Origin of the sequence: Streptomyces flavidovirens DSM 40150 (assembly GCF_000429085.1) — a bacterium.
GTDB lineage: Bacteria > Actinomycetota > Actinomycetes > Streptomycetales > Streptomycetaceae > Streptomyces > Streptomyces flavidovirens.
In genome coordinates, this window is record NZ_KE386846.1 from 237,550 (window position 1) to 253,447 (window position 15,898).

Sequence of the window (15,898 nt, forward strand, 5' to 3'; positions counted from 1 at the left end):
AGGCCACGACTCCCACGCCGACGTGCGCCAGGCCACGACTCCCACGCCGACGTGGGGCAAGCCACGACTCCCACGCCGACGCGCCGAGCCCGGCCCCGCGCCCGGGGCGCGAGCCACCGAGCTCCCTCCCGCCCTGTGGGCCGGAGCAACGGCCGTTCGGCTCTCCGGCGCTCCCCTGGGCGACTTCAGCCCGTCCGGCGTTTGAGGACCGGGGTCCGGGGCGGAGCCCCGGTTCGGGAAGGGGCGGGTAGGGGAGAGCCCCGCGCAGCGGAACCCGCACCCGCACTCGCACCCGCACCCGCGCCCACCGACCCCGTCAGCCCCGCTTCGGATCCGTAAGCCCCGCCCGCCGCAAGGCATCCGCCATCGCGCTGTTGGCCGGCGCGGGCGCCTGCCGTGACGCACCGCCACCACCGCCACCACGGCCACCGCCGCCGCCCCGCCGCCCCCCGGAACCACCAGCGCCACCGCCCCCGCGCCGCTGCGCCGGAGGGCGGGAACCCGAGCCGCCGCCCCGCTCCCGCTCCCGCTTCGCCTCGCCGGAAGACGCCGTCACCACGTCGTCCTCCAGCCGCAGCGTCAACGAGATCCGCTTACGCGGAATATCGACGTCCATGACCTTGACCTTGACCACGTCACCCGGCTTCACCACATCCCGCGGATCCTTGACAAAGGTCTTCGACAGCGCGGACACATGCACCAGCCCGTCCTGATGGACCCCCACATCCACGAACGCCCCGAACGCGGCGACATTCGTCACCACGCCCTCCAGGATCATCCCGGCCGCCAGGTCGCCGATCTTCTCGACGCCTTCCTTGAAGGTCGCGGTCTTGAACGCGGGCCGCGGGTCGCGCCCCGGCTTCTCCAGCTCCTTCAGAATGTCCGACACCGTCGGCAGCCCGAACGTGTCGTTCACGAAGTCAGCGGCCCGCAGGGACCGCAGCACAGCCGTGTTTCCGATGAGCGTCCCGACCCCGCTCCCCGCCGTCTTCACCATCGCCCGCACCACCGGATACGCCTCGGGGTGCACGCTCGACGCGTCCAGCGGGTCGTCGCCGCCCCGGATGCGCAGGAAGCCCGCACACTGCTCGTACGCCTTGGGGCCGAGCCGCGCCACGTCCTTCAGTCCCTTCCGCGACCGGAAGGGACCATTCGCGTCACGGTGCGCCACGATGTTCTCCGCGAGCCCGGAGCTGATGCCCGAGACCCGCGAAAGCAGCGGCGCGGAGGCGGTGTTGACGTCGACGCCCACCCCGTTCACACAGTCCTCGACCACCGCGTCCAGCGAGCGCGACAGCTTCACTTCCGCCAGATCGTGCTGGTACTGCCCGACCCCGATCGACTTCGGGTCGATCTTCACCAGCTCGGCCAGCGGATCCTGGAGCCGCCGCGCGATGGACACGGCGCCGCGCAGCGACACATCCAGGTCCGGAAGCTCCTGCGAGGCGAAGGCGGAGGCCGAGTACACGGACGCACCCGCCTCCGAGACCATCACCTTCGTCAGCTTCAGCTCGGGGTGCTTGTCGCACAGCTCACCGGCGAGCTTGTCGGTCTCACGGGAAGCCGTGCCGTTGCCGATGGCCACAAGCTCGACAGCGTGCTCCCTGGCGAGCCGCGCCAGCGTCGCCAGCGACTCGTCCCACTTGTTGCGGGGCACGTGCGGGTAGATCACATCCGTCGCGACGACCTTGCCCGTCGCATCCACCACAGCGACCTTCACGCCCGTACGGAAACCGGGGTCGAGCCCGAGCGTCGCCCGCGTCCCGGCCGGCGCCGCCAGCAGCAGATCGCGCAGGTTCGCCGCGAAGACGCGTACCGCCTCGTCCTCCGCGGCGGTACGCAGCCGCAGCCGAAGGTCGATGCCGAGGTGTACCAGAATCCGGGTCCGCCACGCCCAGCGCACGGTGTCGCCGAGCCATTTGTCGCCGGGGCGCCCCTGGTTGGAGATCCCGAACCGCCGGGCGACCATGTTCTCGTACGTCGAGGGCCCAGCCGCCTCCGAGGCTTCCTCGGGCTCCAGGACCAGATCCAGTACGTCTTCCTTCTCGCCCCGCAGCATGGCGAGCACCCGGTGCGACGGCAGCGCGGTGAAGGCCTCGGCGAAGTCGAAGTAGTCGGCGAACTTGGCGCCGGCCTCCTCCTTCCCCTCCCGTACCTTCGCGACCAGCCGCCCGCGCGACCACATGCGCTCACGCAGCTCACCGATCAGATCGGCGTCCTCCGAGAAGCTCTCCGTCAAAATCGACCGCGCACCGTCCAGGGCGGCCTGCGCGTCGGCCACGCCCTTCTCGGCGTCCACGAACGCGGCGGCGGCCGCCAGCGGCTCCACCGAGGGGTCGGCCAGCAGGCCCTGGGCGAGCGGTTCGAGTCCCGCCTCGCGCGCGATCTGCGCCTTCGTCCGGCGCTTGGGCTTGAACGGCAGGTAGATGTCTTCCAGCCGGGCCTTGGTGTCGGCGGCCCGGATGCGCGCCTCCAGGGCCTCGTCCAGTTTGCCCTGTTCGCGTACGGACTCCAGGATCGCGGTCCGCCGCTCCTCCAGCTCCCGCAGATACCGCAGCCGCTCCTCGAGCGTGCGCAGCTGCGCGTCGTCGAGCATCTCGGTCGCTTCCTTGCGGTAGCGAGCGATGAACGGCACGGTCGAGCCGCCGTCGAGCAATTCGACGGCGGCTCGGACCTGCCGCTCCTTTACGCCGAGTTCCTCGGCGATCCTGCCTTCGATGGACGTCGTCACGATGTTCCCGACTCGCCTTCTCCTGCGGGCTGTGCTTGAGCCTGCATTGTGCAGGGTCGTCGGGTCCCGTGTCGCGCGCGCCCCGGCCGGGCCGTCAGGCGCGGCGCGCTCGCCCGCCGCCGCGGGACGCGGTGCTCGACGCCCCTCCGAAGAGCTTGGCGACCAGCCGGAAGGGCAAGGTCACTACCGTCGCGATGGCCGAGCCGATCATCCGGAGTCCATCTGCAATCGCACGCAACACGTTGTACCTCCTGCTGTCTCGGTGCCGGACACCCATTGCGTTGTCCGACACAGCACGGGTGTCCGGCATCGCGCCGCGCAAACGCCCCGCTCAGCGGGCAATGTCACGTGCCGGGTCACTTGCCGGTGAGATCGCCGGGGAACGCGCCGGCCCCCAGCGCGACGGAGAGGAAGCCGCGGCCTAGCTCCGTGAGCCGCTCGGTGCCCTCGGCGCCCAGGTGCTCGTACGGCGCCGCGTCGAGCCGGTCCGTCGCTTCCTCCAGCTCGGCGCGCAGCGCCGTGCCCGCCTCGGTCAACTCGCCTTCCCCGTCAAGCAGCCCGCGCTCCCGCAGCCGTTCCGAGGCCAAGTCCCAGTCCGTACGGCCCCAGCCGCGCGTCGCCAGCGTCCAGCGCGGTGACATGCCCTTGCCGGTCGCCGTGTGGCTGACCAGCGCCTCCAGCGGGTCGAGCCCGGCGGCGAGCAGCGCCGCCAGGTGACCGTCGCCCCGGTGCTCGCGCAACAGCGTCGCGGCATGCCAGTAGGCGAGGTGGGGCCGCTCGGGCACGGGCAGATCGGCGTGGGCGGCGTACAGCGGGCGCGCGTGGCGGGTGCACGCCTCGGCGGCGCGCAGGGCGAGCCCGGCTGCTTCGGCCATCTCGTCGGAGGCGACGGCCTCCTCGCCGAGCAGCCGGCGCAGGGTGGTGTCGACGGCGCGCAGCCGCGCTTCGAGTACGACGCCGGGCGACGCGATGCTCCACACCTCGGGGACGTGGCGCGCGACGAGGTCGTGGTTGAAGTTGAAGAAGGCGGCGGTGATCACGCCGGCACCGACCGCCCCCATGGCGGCGCCGCGGCCCGCGAAGTAGGCGGCCCTGCCGTCTTCGATGCCCACCTCCGCCAGCTCCTTCGTGAAGTCCGGGGAGAAGTACACGGTCGAGTGCAGCGGATTGAGGACGTTGTGGCAGCGGCGGCCGGCGCGCGCGGGCAGAGAGGTCATGTCCGTACGCTACCGACTGGTCAGTACGTCGCGGAAGTGCCGGGGCCTCGTGGCAGTAAAGGTGGGGTACTCGTCATTGCGGACGCGTGCGGGTGCCCTGAAGGATGGGCGCATGACGCAGCGATCCGTACGATCCGTGCTCGTCGTCCTGTTCGACGACGTGCAGAGCCTGGATGTGACCGGCCCGGTGGAGGTCTTCGCAGGCGCGGCCATGCAGGCGGCGGAGGGCCGGGCCGGCGGGGGCCCGCAGGACGCGTACCGCATCCGCACGGCCTCGCTCGACGGCTCTCCCGTCCGCACCTCCAGCGGGCTCACCCTCGTCCCCGACGCGGCCCTGACCGGCGAACCCCCTCCCCACACCCTCCTCGTCCCCGGCGGCCAGGGCACCCGCGACCCCGACCCGCGCCTGACCGACTGGCTGCGCGAAAACGCCCCGCGCGCCGAGCGCCTCGTCAGCGTCTGTACGGGAGCGCTGCTGCTCGCCGCTGCCGGACTCCTCGACGGCCGCCGCGCCACCACGCACTGGGGGGTCAGCGACCACCTGGCCCGCACCTACCCGGCCGTCGAGGTCGACCCGGACCCCATCTTCGTCCGCGACGGGAACGTGGCGACCTCGGCCGGCGTCACGGCGGGCATCGATCTGGCGCTGGCGCTCGTCGAGGAGGACCTGGGCAGGGACATCGCCCTCACGGTCGCCCGCCACCTCGTGGTCTTCCTCCGCCGCCCCGGAAACCAGGCCCAGTTCAGCGCCCAGCTCACCGCCCAGACCGCGCAGCGCGAGCCTCTGCGCGAGGTCCAGCAGTGGATCACCGAGCACCCCGGCGACGACCTGTCGGTCGAGTCGCTGGCAGGCCGCGCCCGCCTCTCGCCACGCCACTTCGCCCGCGCCTTCCAGTCCGAGACGGGTACGACTCCCGGCAAGTACGTCGAACGCGTACGCCTCGAACACGCGCGACGGCTCCTGGAGGACTCCAGGGACGGCATCGAGGAGATCTCCCGGACCTGCGGCTACGGCACACCCGAGGCGATGCGCCGCGCCTTCGTGAAGAGCCTCGGCACATCACCGGCGGAGTACCGCCGCCGCTTCCACGCCCCCGCGCGGCCCGCGCGGCAGCAACCCACCCACTGAAAGGACCACCCATGCAGATCGCCGTTCTGCTCTACGACCGCTTCACCACGCTCGACGCCGTCGGGCCCTACGAGCTGCTCGCCCGGCTGCCCGGGGCCGAGACGGTGTTCGTCGCGAAGGAGGCCGGTCAGGTCCGTAACGACCAGGGCAGCCTCGCCCTCGTCGCCGACCGGTCGCTCGCCGAGGTGACCCGCCCCGACATCGTTCTGGTGCCCGGCGGCCCCGGCTCCCGGCAGGCCATGCACGACGAGACGATCCTGGACTGGCTGCGTACGGCCGACGCCACCAGCACCTGGACCACATCCGTATGCACCGGCTCACTGGTCCTCGCGGGCGCCGGACTCCTCAGGGGCCGCCGCGCCACGACGCACTGGCTCTCACTGGACGACCTGAAGCCCCTGGGCGCCGAACCGGCCGGCGAGCGCGTCGTCTTCGACGGGAAGTACGTCACGGCCGCCGGCGTCTCGTCCGGCATCGACATGGCGCTCCACCTGCTCGGACGGATCGGCGGGGACGCGGTCGCACAGACCGTGCAACTGCTCACGGAGTACGACCCCCAGCCGCCGTACGACGCCGGCTCACCGGAGAAGGCCCCGGCCGGGATCGTCGCGTACTGGCGTGGTCAGGCGGACAAGGTCCTGACCGTCCAGGACTGAACGGAGCCCGGATCACACCTCGTACGTGAAGTCCGGGGCCCGGCGCTCCAGGAAGGCGGCGACCCCCTCGGCGGTGTCGCCGCTGCCGCGCGCCTGCCCGGCCCAGTGCGCGTCCCGGTCGGTCCGGCCGTCGGCGAATTCCTTCGCGGCGGCCTGAGTCAGCTGCGAGCGCGACACCAGTACCCGCGTGAACCCGGCCACCCGCTCGGCGAGTTCACCCCGGCGCAGCACCTCGTCCACCAGACCGGTCCGCAGCGCCCGCTCCGCACCGATCAACTCGCCCGAGAACAACAGGTACTTGGCGGCCGAAGGCCCCACCAGTGCGACGAGCCGCCGGGTCGACGACGCCGGATAGACGATCCCGAGTTTCGCGGGCGTCACCCCGAAGGACGCGCCCTCCTCCGCGAACCGCAGGTCACAGGCGGCGGCCAGCTGGCTGCCGCCGCCGACGCAGTAGCCCCGGACAGCGGCCAGCGTCGGCTTCGGGAACGCGGCCAGCGCCTCCTCGGCCCGCACGGCGAGCCCCTGCGGCGCGTCGCCCTCGCGCAGCGACGAGATGTCCGCCCCCGCGCAGAAGGTGTCGCCCGCCCCGGTCAGCACGAGCGCCCGTACGCCCCGGTCCCGGGCCAGCCGCTCCAGCAGTCCCGGCAGCGCGGCCCACATGCCGGCGGTCATGGCGTTGCGCTTGGCCGGGTTGCTGATGACGACGGTGGCGACCCCGTCCTCCACCTCTGCGAAGATCTGCTCCTGCTGCGGCTCCATGCGCCGGATGCTATCCGGGCCGTACGAACCTATGATCAAGAAGGGGCGAGAAGCGGACGCCGCTGCGTTAAGGAGTCGCTCATGGCCGGTCGCGGGCGTACAGGTGCGGGTGCGAGTGCGGGCAAGAGTGAGGGCAGGAGGCTCAGGCGCGGCTTCGGCTGGCTGACCGTCCTGGGCGCGGTTCTCGTGCTCGGCGGAATCGTCGGCCTCGTCTACACCGGCGTGGCCACTCTCACCTCGATGCTCCTCTTCGGCTGGCTGCTGCTCGTCGGCGGTCTCGTCGGGCTGCTCCAGGCGGTCCAGTCGCGCGGCTCGAACTTCTTCTGGCTCGGTGTGGTGGTCGCCGCGCTGAACCTGGCGGCCGGAGTCGTCGTCATCCGCCACCCCGAAAGCACCGCGGAGGCGCTGACGATGTTCGCCGCGCTGCTCTTCCTGACCGGTGGCGTCTTCCGGCTGGCCGGCAGTGTGGTGGTGCGCGGCCCGCAGTTCGGCTGGACGCTGGTGCAGGGCGCCTTCGGCGTACTGCTCGGCCTTTTCGTGCTCTTCGACTGGCCGCACAGCAGCCTGTACGTACTCGGCTGCTTCTTCTCTCTCGCGCTGCTCTTCGACGGGCTCGGCCTGATCGCGATCGGCATGGGCGGCCGTCAGATGGTCAACATGGTCTCGGCAGCGACACCGGGGGATCAGGAAGGGACGCACAACTGACGCTGTCATAGGCAACGCGGTCAAAAACTGTCGATTACGACCGACTTGTGTTCAGTGGGCGGGTCCGGACCGCCAGGTTCTCAACACTCGACGCGTGGTGACGAGAGAAGACGCACCGGCGGGGTACGAAGGAGTCTGGCGCTTCACCGCCCCCGCGACGGACGCCTCCGTACCGGAGGCCAGGCACGCCGTCCGCGATCTGCTGAACCGGCAGGGCGTACCGGCGAAGGACGACCTGCTGCAGGGGCTGCTGCTCATCGTCTCCGAGCTGGTCACCAACGTCGTACGTCACGCGGCGCTGCTCTCTCCGCAGCTGGCCGTCGAGGTGGCGATCGGCACGGAGTGGATCAGGGTCTCCGTCGAGGACAACCACCCCTACCGGCCCAAGGCCCTGGAGCGGGACTACGCGCAGACCGGCGGCCGTGGCCTGCTCCTCGTGCGGGAGATCACCGCCGAGGCCGGAGGGGTGTGCGACATCGAGCACACCGCGAGCGGCGGGAAGGTCATCCGGGTCGCCCTGCCGCTGGCGGGGCCGGCCGTCACCAGCCCGCGGCCGGGCCCGTCAGCTCTCTGATCGCCGGACGCGCCGCGTCCAGCACCGTCATGAACCACGCCGAGAACGGCGCCTTCGCGTGCCGCTCGGCCAGCTCGTCCGGCGTCACGAACGACGTCTCACCGACCTCCTCGGGATCGGGCCGCAGCGCGCTCTGGGCCATCCCGACGAAGAGGTGGTTGTACTCCTGCTCGACCAGGCCCGAGTCCGGGTCCGGGTGGTTGTAGCGGACGGTGCCCGCCTCGGCGAGCAGCGAGGGGGAGATCCCCAGCTCCTCGTACGTGCGCCGGGCGGCCGCGGCGAACGGCGACTCGCCGGGGTAGGGGTGCCCGCAGCAGGTGTTGGACCAGACGCCGGGGGAGTGGTACTTGCCGGGCGCGCGGCGCTGGAGCAGCAGCCGCCCCGACTCGTCGAAGAGGAAGACCGAGAACGCGCGGTGCAGGCGGCCGGGAGCCTGATGCGCGGAGAGCTTCTCCGCGGTACCGATGGTGTTGCCGTCCTCGTCGACCAGCTCGAGCAGGATCTCTTGCGCTGTGCCGTTCGACGAGCTGTTCGCCGCGGTGACTGGTGTGCTCGGCATGACCATCCTTCGCTTCGGTACCCGGCGTCCAAGTCTGCCGTAAAAAAGCGTCTTGTCCGTACTTCGCGGCACGCACCGCATGTCCGCCCCCGCCGCACGGAGCGGCGAGGGCGGACCATGCGTCAGCTCAGGACGGCGGCGGGCCGCAGTACGTAACCCGTGTAGCCGTACTCCGTGCCGTACTCCGCGCGCACCGCGATCTCCTCACGGGTGGCGGCGAGCGCCTGCTCCATTCCGGGCACGGCGGGGTCGGCCGCGTCGGCACGGGCGCCGAGCGGGGCGTAGTACTCGTCCCAGTCGCTCTCGGGCTGTCCGTACACCCCGAGCACGTCGTAGCCGGCCGCGACGGCCGCCGAGGTGTTCTCGGACCGGGTGCGCAGTGCGTAGTGCTGGTCCCAGAACGCGCGCACCCCGGCCGACGGCTCGGGGGACGTCCACTCGCACTCGGTGACGACGAGGGCGCCGCCGGGTGCGACGAGGCGCCGCCACGTGTGCAGCGCGGTGTCGAACCCGATGCTGTAGGCGGAACTCTCCGCCCAGACCAGGTCGAACGACCCGTCTGGGTAGGGGAGTTCCCCCATGTCGCCCTCGACGGTACGGATCCGGCCGCTGAGCCCGCGCGCTTCGGCGGCGCTCCGCAGCTCGGCGAGGAACGGCTCGTACAGATCGACGGCCGTCACCTCGGCGCCGCACTCCCCGGCCAGCAGCAGCGAGACCCTGCCCGGACCGCAGCCCAGGTCGAGCACGCGCGGCCGGTGCGGCAGCGGTCCGGCGAGGGAGAGCAGATGGCGGGCGGTGGCGTCGGAGCCGGGGCCCTGGCGGGGCAGCCCGCGGTGCAGGGTCATGAAAGCTTCGAACATGGCGTTGTCGCTCAACGTAAGAACCCTTTGGTGTGCCTGACAGTACCGGCGGATCAGTGGCAGAGCTTCGCCTCGTGCTCGGCGTGACCGCCGGGCTCCAGCTGGAACGTGCAGTGCTCGACGTCGAAGTGCTCCCCGAGGCAGCCCTGGAGGGCATGCAGCATCTTCTCGTGCCCGATCGAGTCGAGGAAGTCCTGGCTGACGACGACATGCGCCGACAGGACCGGCATGCCCGAGGTGATCGTCCAGGCATGCAGATCGTGTACGTCGTCGACGCCCGGCAGATCGAGTATGTGCTCCCGCACCTGCGCCATGTCCACGCCCTTGGGCGCGATCTCCAGGAGCACGCTCAGCGTCTCCCGCAGCAGCTTCCAGGTGCGCGGCACGATCATGAGGCCGATCACCAGCGACGCGATGGGGTCGGCGGCCTGCCAGCCGGTCGCCATGATGATGCCGGCCGAGACCAGCACGGTGACCGAGCCCAGGGTGTCCGCGAGCACCTCCAGGAAGGCGCCGCGCACATTGAGACTGTCCTTCTGGCCCTTCATCAGCAGGGACAGCGAGATCATGTTGGCGACGAGACCGACCAGGGCGAAGACGATCGCCGTACCGCTCTTGGTCTCGGCCGGGGTGATGAAGCGGTCGACGGCCTCGAAGAGCAGGAAACCGCCGACACCGAGCAGCAGCAGACAGTTGGCGAGTGCGGCGAGGATCTCGGCCCTGGCGTACCCGAAGGTGGCCTTCGTGGTGGCCGGGCGGTTGGCGAAGTGGATGGCCAGGAGCGCCATCGCGAGGCCGAGGGCGTCCGTCGCCATATGGGCCGCGTCCGCGATCAGCGCCAGCGAATTGGCGAGCAGACCGCCGACGATCTCGACCGTCATGACGGTCAGGGTGATGCCGAGCGCGATACGAAGCCGCCCCTTGTACGCGGCGGCCGCTGTGCCGGTGGGCGGCGGCCCCCCGTGCGTATGCCCGTGATCGTGCCCAGCCCCCATGAAGGATGCCTCCCCAGTGGTGTGAATGGTCTGCCGAGGAGCCAGTGAACTACGGGCGGGGGGTATGCGCAACACGGGACTGAACACCGTTGTCATATGCTCTGACCTGCGGAAATGACCGCAGGTCAGAGCGGCGACCTGATCAGTTCCGGGCGGCCTCGGGGTGCCGGAGCAGCCAGCCCTCCCACGCCGAGGCGACCATCTCGCGCACCCCGCGCCCGGCCGTCCAGCCCAGCTCCTTGGCGATCAGATCGGACGAGGCGACCGCCTTCGCCGCGTCGCCGGGGCGGCGCGGCTCGACCACCGGGGCGAGCGTGGAACCGGTGATCTCACTCACCAGATCGGCGAGCTCGCGCACCGAGACGCCCTCACCGCGGCCGATGTTGAAGGTCATGTCCGCCGGCTCGTCCCGCGCGGTCAGCCCCTGTGCGACCGACAGGTGGGCATCGGCGAGATCGGCGACGTGAATGTAGTCACGGACGCAGGTGCCGTCGGGCGTCGGATAGTCGTCCCCGAAGATCCGCGGGGCCTCGCCGCGCGTGATCCGGTCGAAGAACATCGGAATGATGTTGAACACTCCGGTGTCGGCGAGCTCCGGCCTCGCCGCGCCCGCCACATTGAAGTAGCGCAGACACGCGGTCGAGAAGCCGTGCGCCCGGCCCGCGGCCCGCACGAGCCACTCGCCGGCCAGCTTCGTCTCGCCGTACGGATTGATCGGGACGCAGGGGGCGTCCTCCGAGATGAGCTCCGCCTCGGGAATGCCGTACACGGCGGCGGAGGAGGAGAAGAGGAACCGCCGCACCCCGGCCGCCGCGACGGCCTCCAGGAGCACGGTGAGTCCGTACACATTTTCCCGGTAGTAGAGCAGCGGCTTCTCGACCGACTCCCCGACCTGCTTCCTCGCCGCGAGATGCACCACACCTGTGACGCCGTGCTCCGCGAGCGTACGGTCGAGCAGCTCCCGGTCCAGTACGGAGCCGCGTACCAGCGCGATGTCCTCGGGCAGCCGCTGCGGGATGCCGGACGAGACGTCGTCCAGGACGACCACCCGCTCACCCGCCGCCGCCATGGTCCGCGCCACATGCGCGCCGATGTAACCCGCCCCACCCGTGATCAGCCATGTCATAACGGCCACCCTAGGGCGTGTCCGGACCTCAGGCGGTCGCGGTTTGTGGGGCGGGGCGCTGATCGAGCAAGATGATCTCGGTGGGGCGCCCGCGTCCTGGCCCGGTCTTATCCGGGCGTTAACGGGCCATGAACTCCTGCTTCCGTTCATCCGATAGCCTCTGCCGACATGCCTTCGCGCCCGTGCCGGGCCGCAATGCCGCATGCCACGCAAGGCCAAGCCCCTGCCCAGCGCCAAGGAGTGAGTTCGTCTGCCGACCGCCATCCTCACCGGCCCGCCGGTACCCGGATCGCCGCTCGAGGGCGATCTGCGGGCACTGGGATTCGTCGTACGGTACGCCGGGCCCGACGGCGACGCCGCCGAGCAGACCGCCAAGCTGCTCGACGAGACACCCGCCGGTGAGCGGGTGGCCCTTGTCGACCCGCGCTTCGTCGGTCACGTCCACTCCCTGCGCCTCGCGCTGACCGACCCCCGCTTCCCGGCCGCCGCGGCCCCCGGCGCGCTCACCGCGCAGCCCGCGGCCCGCGCCGCGCTGGCCCGCGCCGTGCGCGGCGGCGCCGCCGGGCCCGACGCCGCCGCCGCCGCGCTCGACGCGAACGGCACCGTCGTGCGGCGGCCGGAGCTCGGCTCGCTGGTCGCCGTCGTCGCCACGGACGAGGACGAGCGCGTGCAGGCCCGCGCCGCCGTCGCCGCCGTCGACGAGGAGGCCGTACGGCTGCGTACGGCCGTGAAGTCCCGCGACGGTTTCTTCACCACCTTCTGCGTCAGCCCGTACTCGCGCTACCTCGCGCGCTGGTGCGCCCGCAGGGGCTTCACCCCGAACCAGGTCACCACGGCCTCGCTGATCACCGCGCTGATCGCGGCCGGCTGCGCGGCGACCGGTACCCGCGGCGGCTACGTCGCGGCCGGCGCGCTGCTGCTCTTCTCCTTCGTCCTGGACTGCACCGACGGGCAGCTCGCCCGCTACTCGCTCCAGTACTCGACGATGGGCGCCTGGCTCGACGCGACCTTCGACCGCGCCAAGGAGTACGCGTACTACGCGGGCCTCGCGCTCGGCGCCGCCCGTGGCGGGGACGACGTATGGGCGCTGGCGCTCGGCGCGATGGTGCTCCAGACCTGCCGCCATGTCGTGGACTTCTCCTTCAACGAGGCGAACCACGACGCGGAGTCCAACACCAGCCCCACCGCCGCGCTCTCCGACAAACTCGACAGCGTCGGCTGGACGGTCTGGGTGCGCCGGATGATAATCCTGCCGATCGGCGAGCGGTGGGCGATGATCGCGGTACTGACCGCCGTCACCACCCCGCGGATCGTCTTCTACGCCCTGCTCGCCGGCTGCGCGCTCGCCGCCCTCTACACCACGGCCGGCCGCGTCCTGCGCTCGCTGACCCGCGCGGCACGGCGTACCGACCGGGCGGCCCGGGCCCTCGCCGACCTCGCGGACAGCGGGCCCGTCGCCCGGGCGGTGGCGGCCCGTGGGCCGCGCCTCAAGGGCGCCTGGACCGCCCCCGTCCTCGCCGCCGCCGGCGCCGCCGCCCTGGTGGCCACGGCGCTCACCCAGCCCCTCGGCAGCCGCCAGATGATCATCGCGGCGGTCTGCTACGCCGTGCTCTGCGGCACAGCCGTCGCGCGGCCCCTCAAGGGCGCCCTCGACTGGCTCGTCCCGCCCGTCTTCCGGGCAGCCGAGTACGGCACGATCCTGATCCTGGCCGCCCGCTCCGAAGTGAACGGAGCGTTGCCGGCCGCATTCGGGCTGGTGTCGGCGGTCGCCTACCATCACTACGACACCGTGTACCGCATCCGCGGCGGCACGGGCGCGCCGCCCCAGTGGCTGGTGCGGACGATCGGCGGGCACGACGGCCGGACGCTGGTGGTAGTGGTACTCGCCACCGTCCTGGCGACGCGGAACACAGACCTCACCCTGGCGCTCGCGGCCCTCGCTGTGGCCGTGGCACTCGTGGTGCTGGTGGAGTCCATCCGCTTCTGGGTGTCCTCCGGAGCACCCGCGGTACATGACGAAGGAGAACCCGCATGATCGGCCTCGTACTGGCTGCCGGCGCCGGACGGCGTCTGCGTCCCTACACGGACACCCTCCCGAAGGCCCTGGTGCCCGTGGACGGTGAGACGACCGTCCTCGACCTGACGCTGGGCAACTTCGCCGAGGTCGGCCTGACCGAGGTCGCCATCGTCGTCGGCTACCGCAAGGAGGCCGTCTACGCGCGCAAGGAGGCCCTTGAGGCGAAGTACGGCCTCAAGATCACGCTCGTCGACAACGACAAGGCCGAGGAGTGGAACAACGCCTACTCCCTGTGGTGCGCGCGTGAGGTCCTCAAGCAGGGCGTGATACTCGCCAACGGCGACACCGTTCACCCGGTCTCCGTCGAGAAGACGCTGCTCGCCGCCCGCGGCGACGGCCAGAAGATAATCCTCGCCCTCGACACGGTGAAGAACCTCGCCGACGAGGAGATGAAGGTCATCACGCAGGACGGCAAGGGTGTCCGGCGGATCACCAAGCTGATGGACCCGGCCACCGCCACCGGTGAGTACATCGGTGTCACGCTCATCGAGCCGGAGGCCGCCGAGGAGCTGGCCGACGCGCTGAAGACGACGTTCGAGCGCGACCCCGACCTCTACTACGAGGACGGCTACCAGGAGCTGGTCAACCGCGGCTTCACCGTCGACGTGGCCCCCATCGGCGAAGTGACGTGGGTCGAGATCGACAACCACGACGACCTCGCGAAGGGCCGTGAGATCGCGTGCCAGTACTGACCCGGCTCATCCCGTCACCGGTCGTCGTCGACATCAGCTGCGGCGCCATGGACGACCTGGCCGGCCTGCTGGCCGACCAGCGGATCTCCGCCTCCGGCAAGCTGGCGATCGCGACCAGCGGCGGCTCGGGCCTGCCCCTGCGCCACAAGCTCGCGCCGGTCCTGCCGGGCGCCGACTGGTACTCCGTCGCCGACGGAACGATCGACTCCGCCGTGAAGCTCGCCGACGAGATCAAGGGCAAGCGGTACGACGCCGTGGTCGGCCTCGGCGGCGGCAAGATCATCGACGTCACGAAGTACGCGGCGGCGCGGGTCGGCCTGCCGATGGTCGCCGTCGCGACGAACCTCTCGCACGACGGTCTCTGCTCGCCGGTGTCCATCCTGGACAACGACAACGGGCGCGGCTCCTACGGCGTACCGACCCCCATCGCCATGGTCATCGACCTCGATGTGATCCGCGACGCCCCGGTCCGCTTCATCCGGTCCGGCATCGGTGACGCGATCTCCAACATCTCGGCAATCGCGGACTGGGAGCTGTCCCACCGTATAAACGGCGAGCCGGTCGACGGACTGGCCGCCGCCATGGCCCGTACGGCCGGAGAAGCCGTACTCCGCCACCCCGGCGGCGTCGGCACCGACGAGTTCCTCACGGTCCTCGCCGAGTCCCTCGTCCTGTCCGGTATCGCCATGTCGATCAGCGGCGACAGCCGCCCCTCGTCCGGTGCGTGCCACGAGATCAGCCACGCCTTCGACCTGCTGTACCCCAAGCGGGCCGCGAGCCACGGCGAGCAGGTCGGCCTCGGCGCGGCCTTCGCCATGCACCTGCGGGGCGCCACCGAGCAGGCCGGGCTCTTCGCCGAGGTACTGCACCGGCACGGCCTGCCGGTGCTCCCGGAGGAGATCGGCTTCAGCGTCGACGAGTTCGTCAAGGCCGTCGCCTACGCACCACAGACCCGTCCGGGACGCTTCACGATCCTGGAACACCTCGACCTGTCCGCAGACCAGATCAAGGACGCTTACGCCGACTATGTCAAGGCCATCAGTAGCTGAACTCCGTCCGGTCGTTCACCCCGAGGGCGTGAAGGACCGGCGCAGCGGTGAGCACTGGGCCGGGCGCATGTACATGCGGGAGATCTCGCTGCACATCGACCCGTACCTGGTGAACACCAAGATCACGCCGAACCAGCTCACGTACCTCATGGTCGTCGTGGGTGTGCTCGGCGGCGCGGCCCTGCTGATCCCCGGCCTGACCGGTGCGATCCTCGCGGTGGTCCTGTTCCAGATCTATCTGCTGCTCGACTGTGTCGACGGCGAGGTCGCCCGCTGGCGCAAGCAGACCTCGATCACGGGCGTCTACCTGGACCGCATCGGCCACTACCTGTGCGAGGCGGCCCTGCTCGTGGGCTTCGGCCTGCGCGGCGCCGACCTGTTCGGCGGCGGACGGCCCGAGTGGCTGTGGGCGTTCCTCGGTACGCTCGCCGCGCTGGGCGCGATCCTGATCAAGGCCGAGACCGACCTGGTCGACGTCGCCCGTACGCGCAGCGGTCTGCCCGCCGTGAAGGACGAGGCCTCCGTGCCGCGCTCCTCCGGTCTGGCCCTGGCGCGCAGGCTTGCCGCGGCGCTGAAGTTCCACCGCCTGGTCGGCGGCATCGAGGCGAGCCTGTTCATCCTGGTCGTCGCGATCGCCGACTTCGTCCAGGGCGATCTGTTCTTCTCCCGTCTCGGGATCGCCGTCCTCGCGGGCATCGCGATCGTGCAGACGTTCCTGCACCTCGTGTCCATCCTCGCTTCGAGCAGGCTGAAGTGACGGCCGCGG

The 15,898-nt window shown here is 71.1% G+C and carries 16 protein-coding genes and 1 pseudogene; 8 read left to right on the plus strand and 9 right to left on the minus strand.

The genetic code is table 11. The features are described from left to right. Nucleotides 1-316 precede the first annotated feature (316 nt). From G412_RS0131785 to G412_RS0131795, 3 genes are all read right to left on the minus strand, one after another. Complete coding sequence (locus G412_RS0131785) at nt 317-2,731, minus strand: Tex family protein (protein WP_028815564.1); 2,415 nt, start codon at nt 2,729-2,731, stop codon at nt 317-319. 94 nt (nt 2,732-2,825) lie between these two features. Continuing rightward, a complete protein-coding gene (locus tag G412_RS41520) occupies nt 2,826-2,972 on the minus strand; it encodes an LPFR motif small protein (RefSeq protein ID WP_167367988.1) in 147 nt (48 codons plus the stop codon). A 115-nt stretch (nt 2,973-3,087) separates the two neighbouring features. Next, nucleotides 3,088-3,948, minus strand: coding sequence for an SCO6745 family protein (locus G412_RS0131795; RefSeq protein WP_028815565.1), 861 nt, complete (start codon nt 3,946-3,948; stop codon nt 3,088-3,090). A 112-nt stretch (nt 3,949-4,060) separates the two neighbouring features. Here G412_RS0131795 and G412_RS0131800 point away from each other — a divergent pair, with 112 nt between their 5' ends. After that, a complete protein-coding gene (locus tag G412_RS0131800; RefSeq protein WP_028815566.1) occupies nt 4,061-5,077 on the plus strand; it encodes a GlxA family transcriptional regulator in 1,017 nt (338 codons plus the stop codon). Between the two features lie 11 nt (nt 5,078-5,088). Beyond that, on the plus strand, nt 5,089-5,733 hold the full coding sequence (locus G412_RS0131805; RefSeq protein WP_028815567.1) for a DJ-1/PfpI family protein: 645 nt from the start codon (nt 5,089-5,091) through the stop codon (nt 5,731-5,733). A gap of 12 nt (nt 5,734-5,745) precedes the next feature. Here the strand turns inward: G412_RS0131805 and G412_RS0131810 are convergent, their stop codons facing one another. Then, nucleotides 5,746-6,495 (minus strand): enoyl-CoA hydratase/isomerase family protein, encoded by a 750-nt coding sequence (locus tag G412_RS0131810; RefSeq protein WP_028815568.1) that lies wholly within the window; start codon nt 6,493-6,495, stop codon nt 5,746-5,748. Nucleotides 6,496-6,576: 81 nt separating this feature from the next. On the opposite strand from G412_RS0131810, the gene G412_RS36960 reads away from it, so the two are divergent. Further along, a complete protein-coding gene (locus G412_RS36960; RefSeq protein WP_051338737.1) occupies nt 6,577-7,200 on the plus strand; it encodes an HdeD family acid-resistance protein in 624 nt (207 codons plus the stop codon). Nucleotides 7,201-7,294: 94 nt separating this feature from the next. Then, nucleotides 7,295-7,774: an ATP-binding protein gene (locus G412_RS0131820; RefSeq protein ID WP_028815569.1), complete on the plus strand. Its 480-nt coding sequence runs from the start codon at nt 7,295-7,297 to the stop codon at nt 7,772-7,774. On the opposite strand, the gene idi is transcribed toward G412_RS0131820, so the two are convergent. The 5 genes and pseudogenes from idi to G412_RS41310 all read right to left on the minus strand — a co-directional run bounded on the left by idi (nt 7,740) and on the right by G412_RS41310 (nt 11,753). Further along, on the minus strand, nt 7,740-8,333 hold the full coding sequence (gene idi / locus G412_RS0131825; RefSeq protein ID WP_028815570.1) for an isopentenyl-diphosphate Delta-isomerase: 594 nt from the start codon (nt 8,331-8,333) through the stop codon (nt 7,740-7,742). The genes G412_RS0131820 and idi overlap by 35 nt on opposite strands. 137 nt (nt 8,334-8,470) lie before the next feature. Then, nucleotides 8,471-9,193, minus strand: a pseudogene (locus G412_RS36965) (class I SAM-dependent methyltransferase); the annotation flags it as partial. A 53-nt stretch (nt 9,194-9,246) separates the two neighbouring features. Further along, nucleotides 9,247-10,188, minus strand: a complete 942-nt coding sequence (locus G412_RS0131835) for a cation diffusion facilitator family transporter (RefSeq protein ID WP_028815571.1) — start codon at nt 10,186-10,188, stop codon at nt 9,247-9,249. A 142-nt stretch (nt 10,189-10,330) separates the two neighbouring features. After that, nucleotides 10,331-11,314, minus strand: coding sequence for a UDP-glucose 4-epimerase GalE (gene galE, locus G412_RS0131840; protein WP_028815572.1), 984 nt, complete (start codon nt 11,312-11,314; stop codon nt 10,331-10,333). 118 nt (nt 11,315-11,432) lie between these two features. Beyond that, nucleotides 11,433-11,753, minus strand: a complete 321-nt coding sequence (locus G412_RS41310) for a hypothetical protein (RefSeq protein ID WP_244283346.1) — start codon at nt 11,751-11,753, stop codon at nt 11,433-11,435. On the opposite strand from G412_RS41310, the gene G412_RS0131845 reads away from it, so the two are divergent. From G412_RS0131845 to G412_RS0131860, 4 genes are read left to right on the plus strand one after another with little or no spacing between them, the layout of a single operon-like run. After that, entirely contained in the window at nt 11,721-13,349 is a 1,629-nt protein-coding gene (locus G412_RS0131845) for a DUF5941 domain-containing protein (RefSeq protein ID WP_244283347.1), read from the plus strand. The two genes, G412_RS41310 and G412_RS0131845, sit on opposite strands and share 33 nt — an antisense overlap. Then, nucleotides 13,346-14,083, plus strand: a complete 738-nt coding sequence (locus G412_RS0131850) for a phosphocholine cytidylyltransferase family protein (protein WP_028815574.1) — start codon at nt 13,346-13,348, stop codon at nt 14,081-14,083. The genes G412_RS0131845 and G412_RS0131850 overlap by 4 nt, the downstream gene beginning before the upstream one ends. After that, the gene (locus G412_RS0131855) at nt 14,071-15,132 is read left to right on the plus strand and encodes an iron-containing alcohol dehydrogenase family protein (protein ID WP_028815575.1); all 1,062 of its coding nucleotides are present in this window, start codon (nt 14,071-14,073) and stop codon (nt 15,130-15,132) included. Before G412_RS0131850 ends, G412_RS0131855 begins: the two co-directional genes overlap by 13 nt. Continuing rightward, nucleotides 15,110-15,889, plus strand: coding sequence for a CDP-alcohol phosphatidyltransferase family protein (locus G412_RS0131860; RefSeq protein WP_078607584.1), 780 nt, complete (start codon nt 15,110-15,112; stop codon nt 15,887-15,889). Before G412_RS0131855 ends, G412_RS0131860 begins: the two co-directional genes overlap by 23 nt. Nucleotides 15,890-15,898 lie beyond the last annotated feature (9 nt).

Bases quoted from the DNA above. Each gene is read 5' to 3' on its own strand.
- G412_RS0131795 (WP_028815565.1), bottom strand. From the start codon at position 3,948: ATGACCTCTCTGCCCGCGCGCGCCGGCCGCCGCTGCCACAACGTCCTC.
- G412_RS0131800 (WP_028815566.1), top strand. From the start codon at position 4,061: ATGACGCAGCGATCCGTACGATCCGTGCTCGTCGTCCTGTTCGACGAC.
- G412_RS0131805 (WP_028815567.1), top strand. From the start codon at position 5,089: ATGCAGATCGCCGTTCTGCTCTACGACCGCTTCACCACGCTCGACGCC.
- G412_RS0131810 (WP_028815568.1), bottom strand. From the start codon at position 6,495: ATGGAGCCGCAGCAGGAGCAGATCTTCGCAGAGGTGGAGGACGGGGTC.
- G412_RS36960 (WP_051338737.1), top strand. From the start codon at position 6,577: ATGGCCGGTCGCGGGCGTACAGGTGCGGGTGCGAGTGCGGGCAAGAGT.
- idi (WP_028815570.1), bottom strand. From the start codon at position 8,333: ATGCCGAGCACACCAGTCACCGCGGCGAACAGCTCGTCGAACGGCACA.
- G412_RS0131835 (WP_028815571.1), bottom strand. From the start codon at position 10,188: ATGGGGGCTGGGCACGATCACGGGCATACGCACGGGGGGCCGCCGCCC.
- galE (WP_028815572.1), bottom strand. From the start codon at position 11,314: ATGACATGGCTGATCACGGGTGGGGCGGGTTACATCGGCGCGCATGTG.
- G412_RS0131850 (WP_028815574.1), top strand. From the start codon at position 13,346: ATGATCGGCCTCGTACTGGCTGCCGGCGCCGGACGGCGTCTGCGTCCC.
- G412_RS0131860 (WP_078607584.1), top strand. From the start codon at position 15,110: ATGTCAAGGCCATCAGTAGCTGAACTCCGTCCGGTCGTTCACCCCGAG.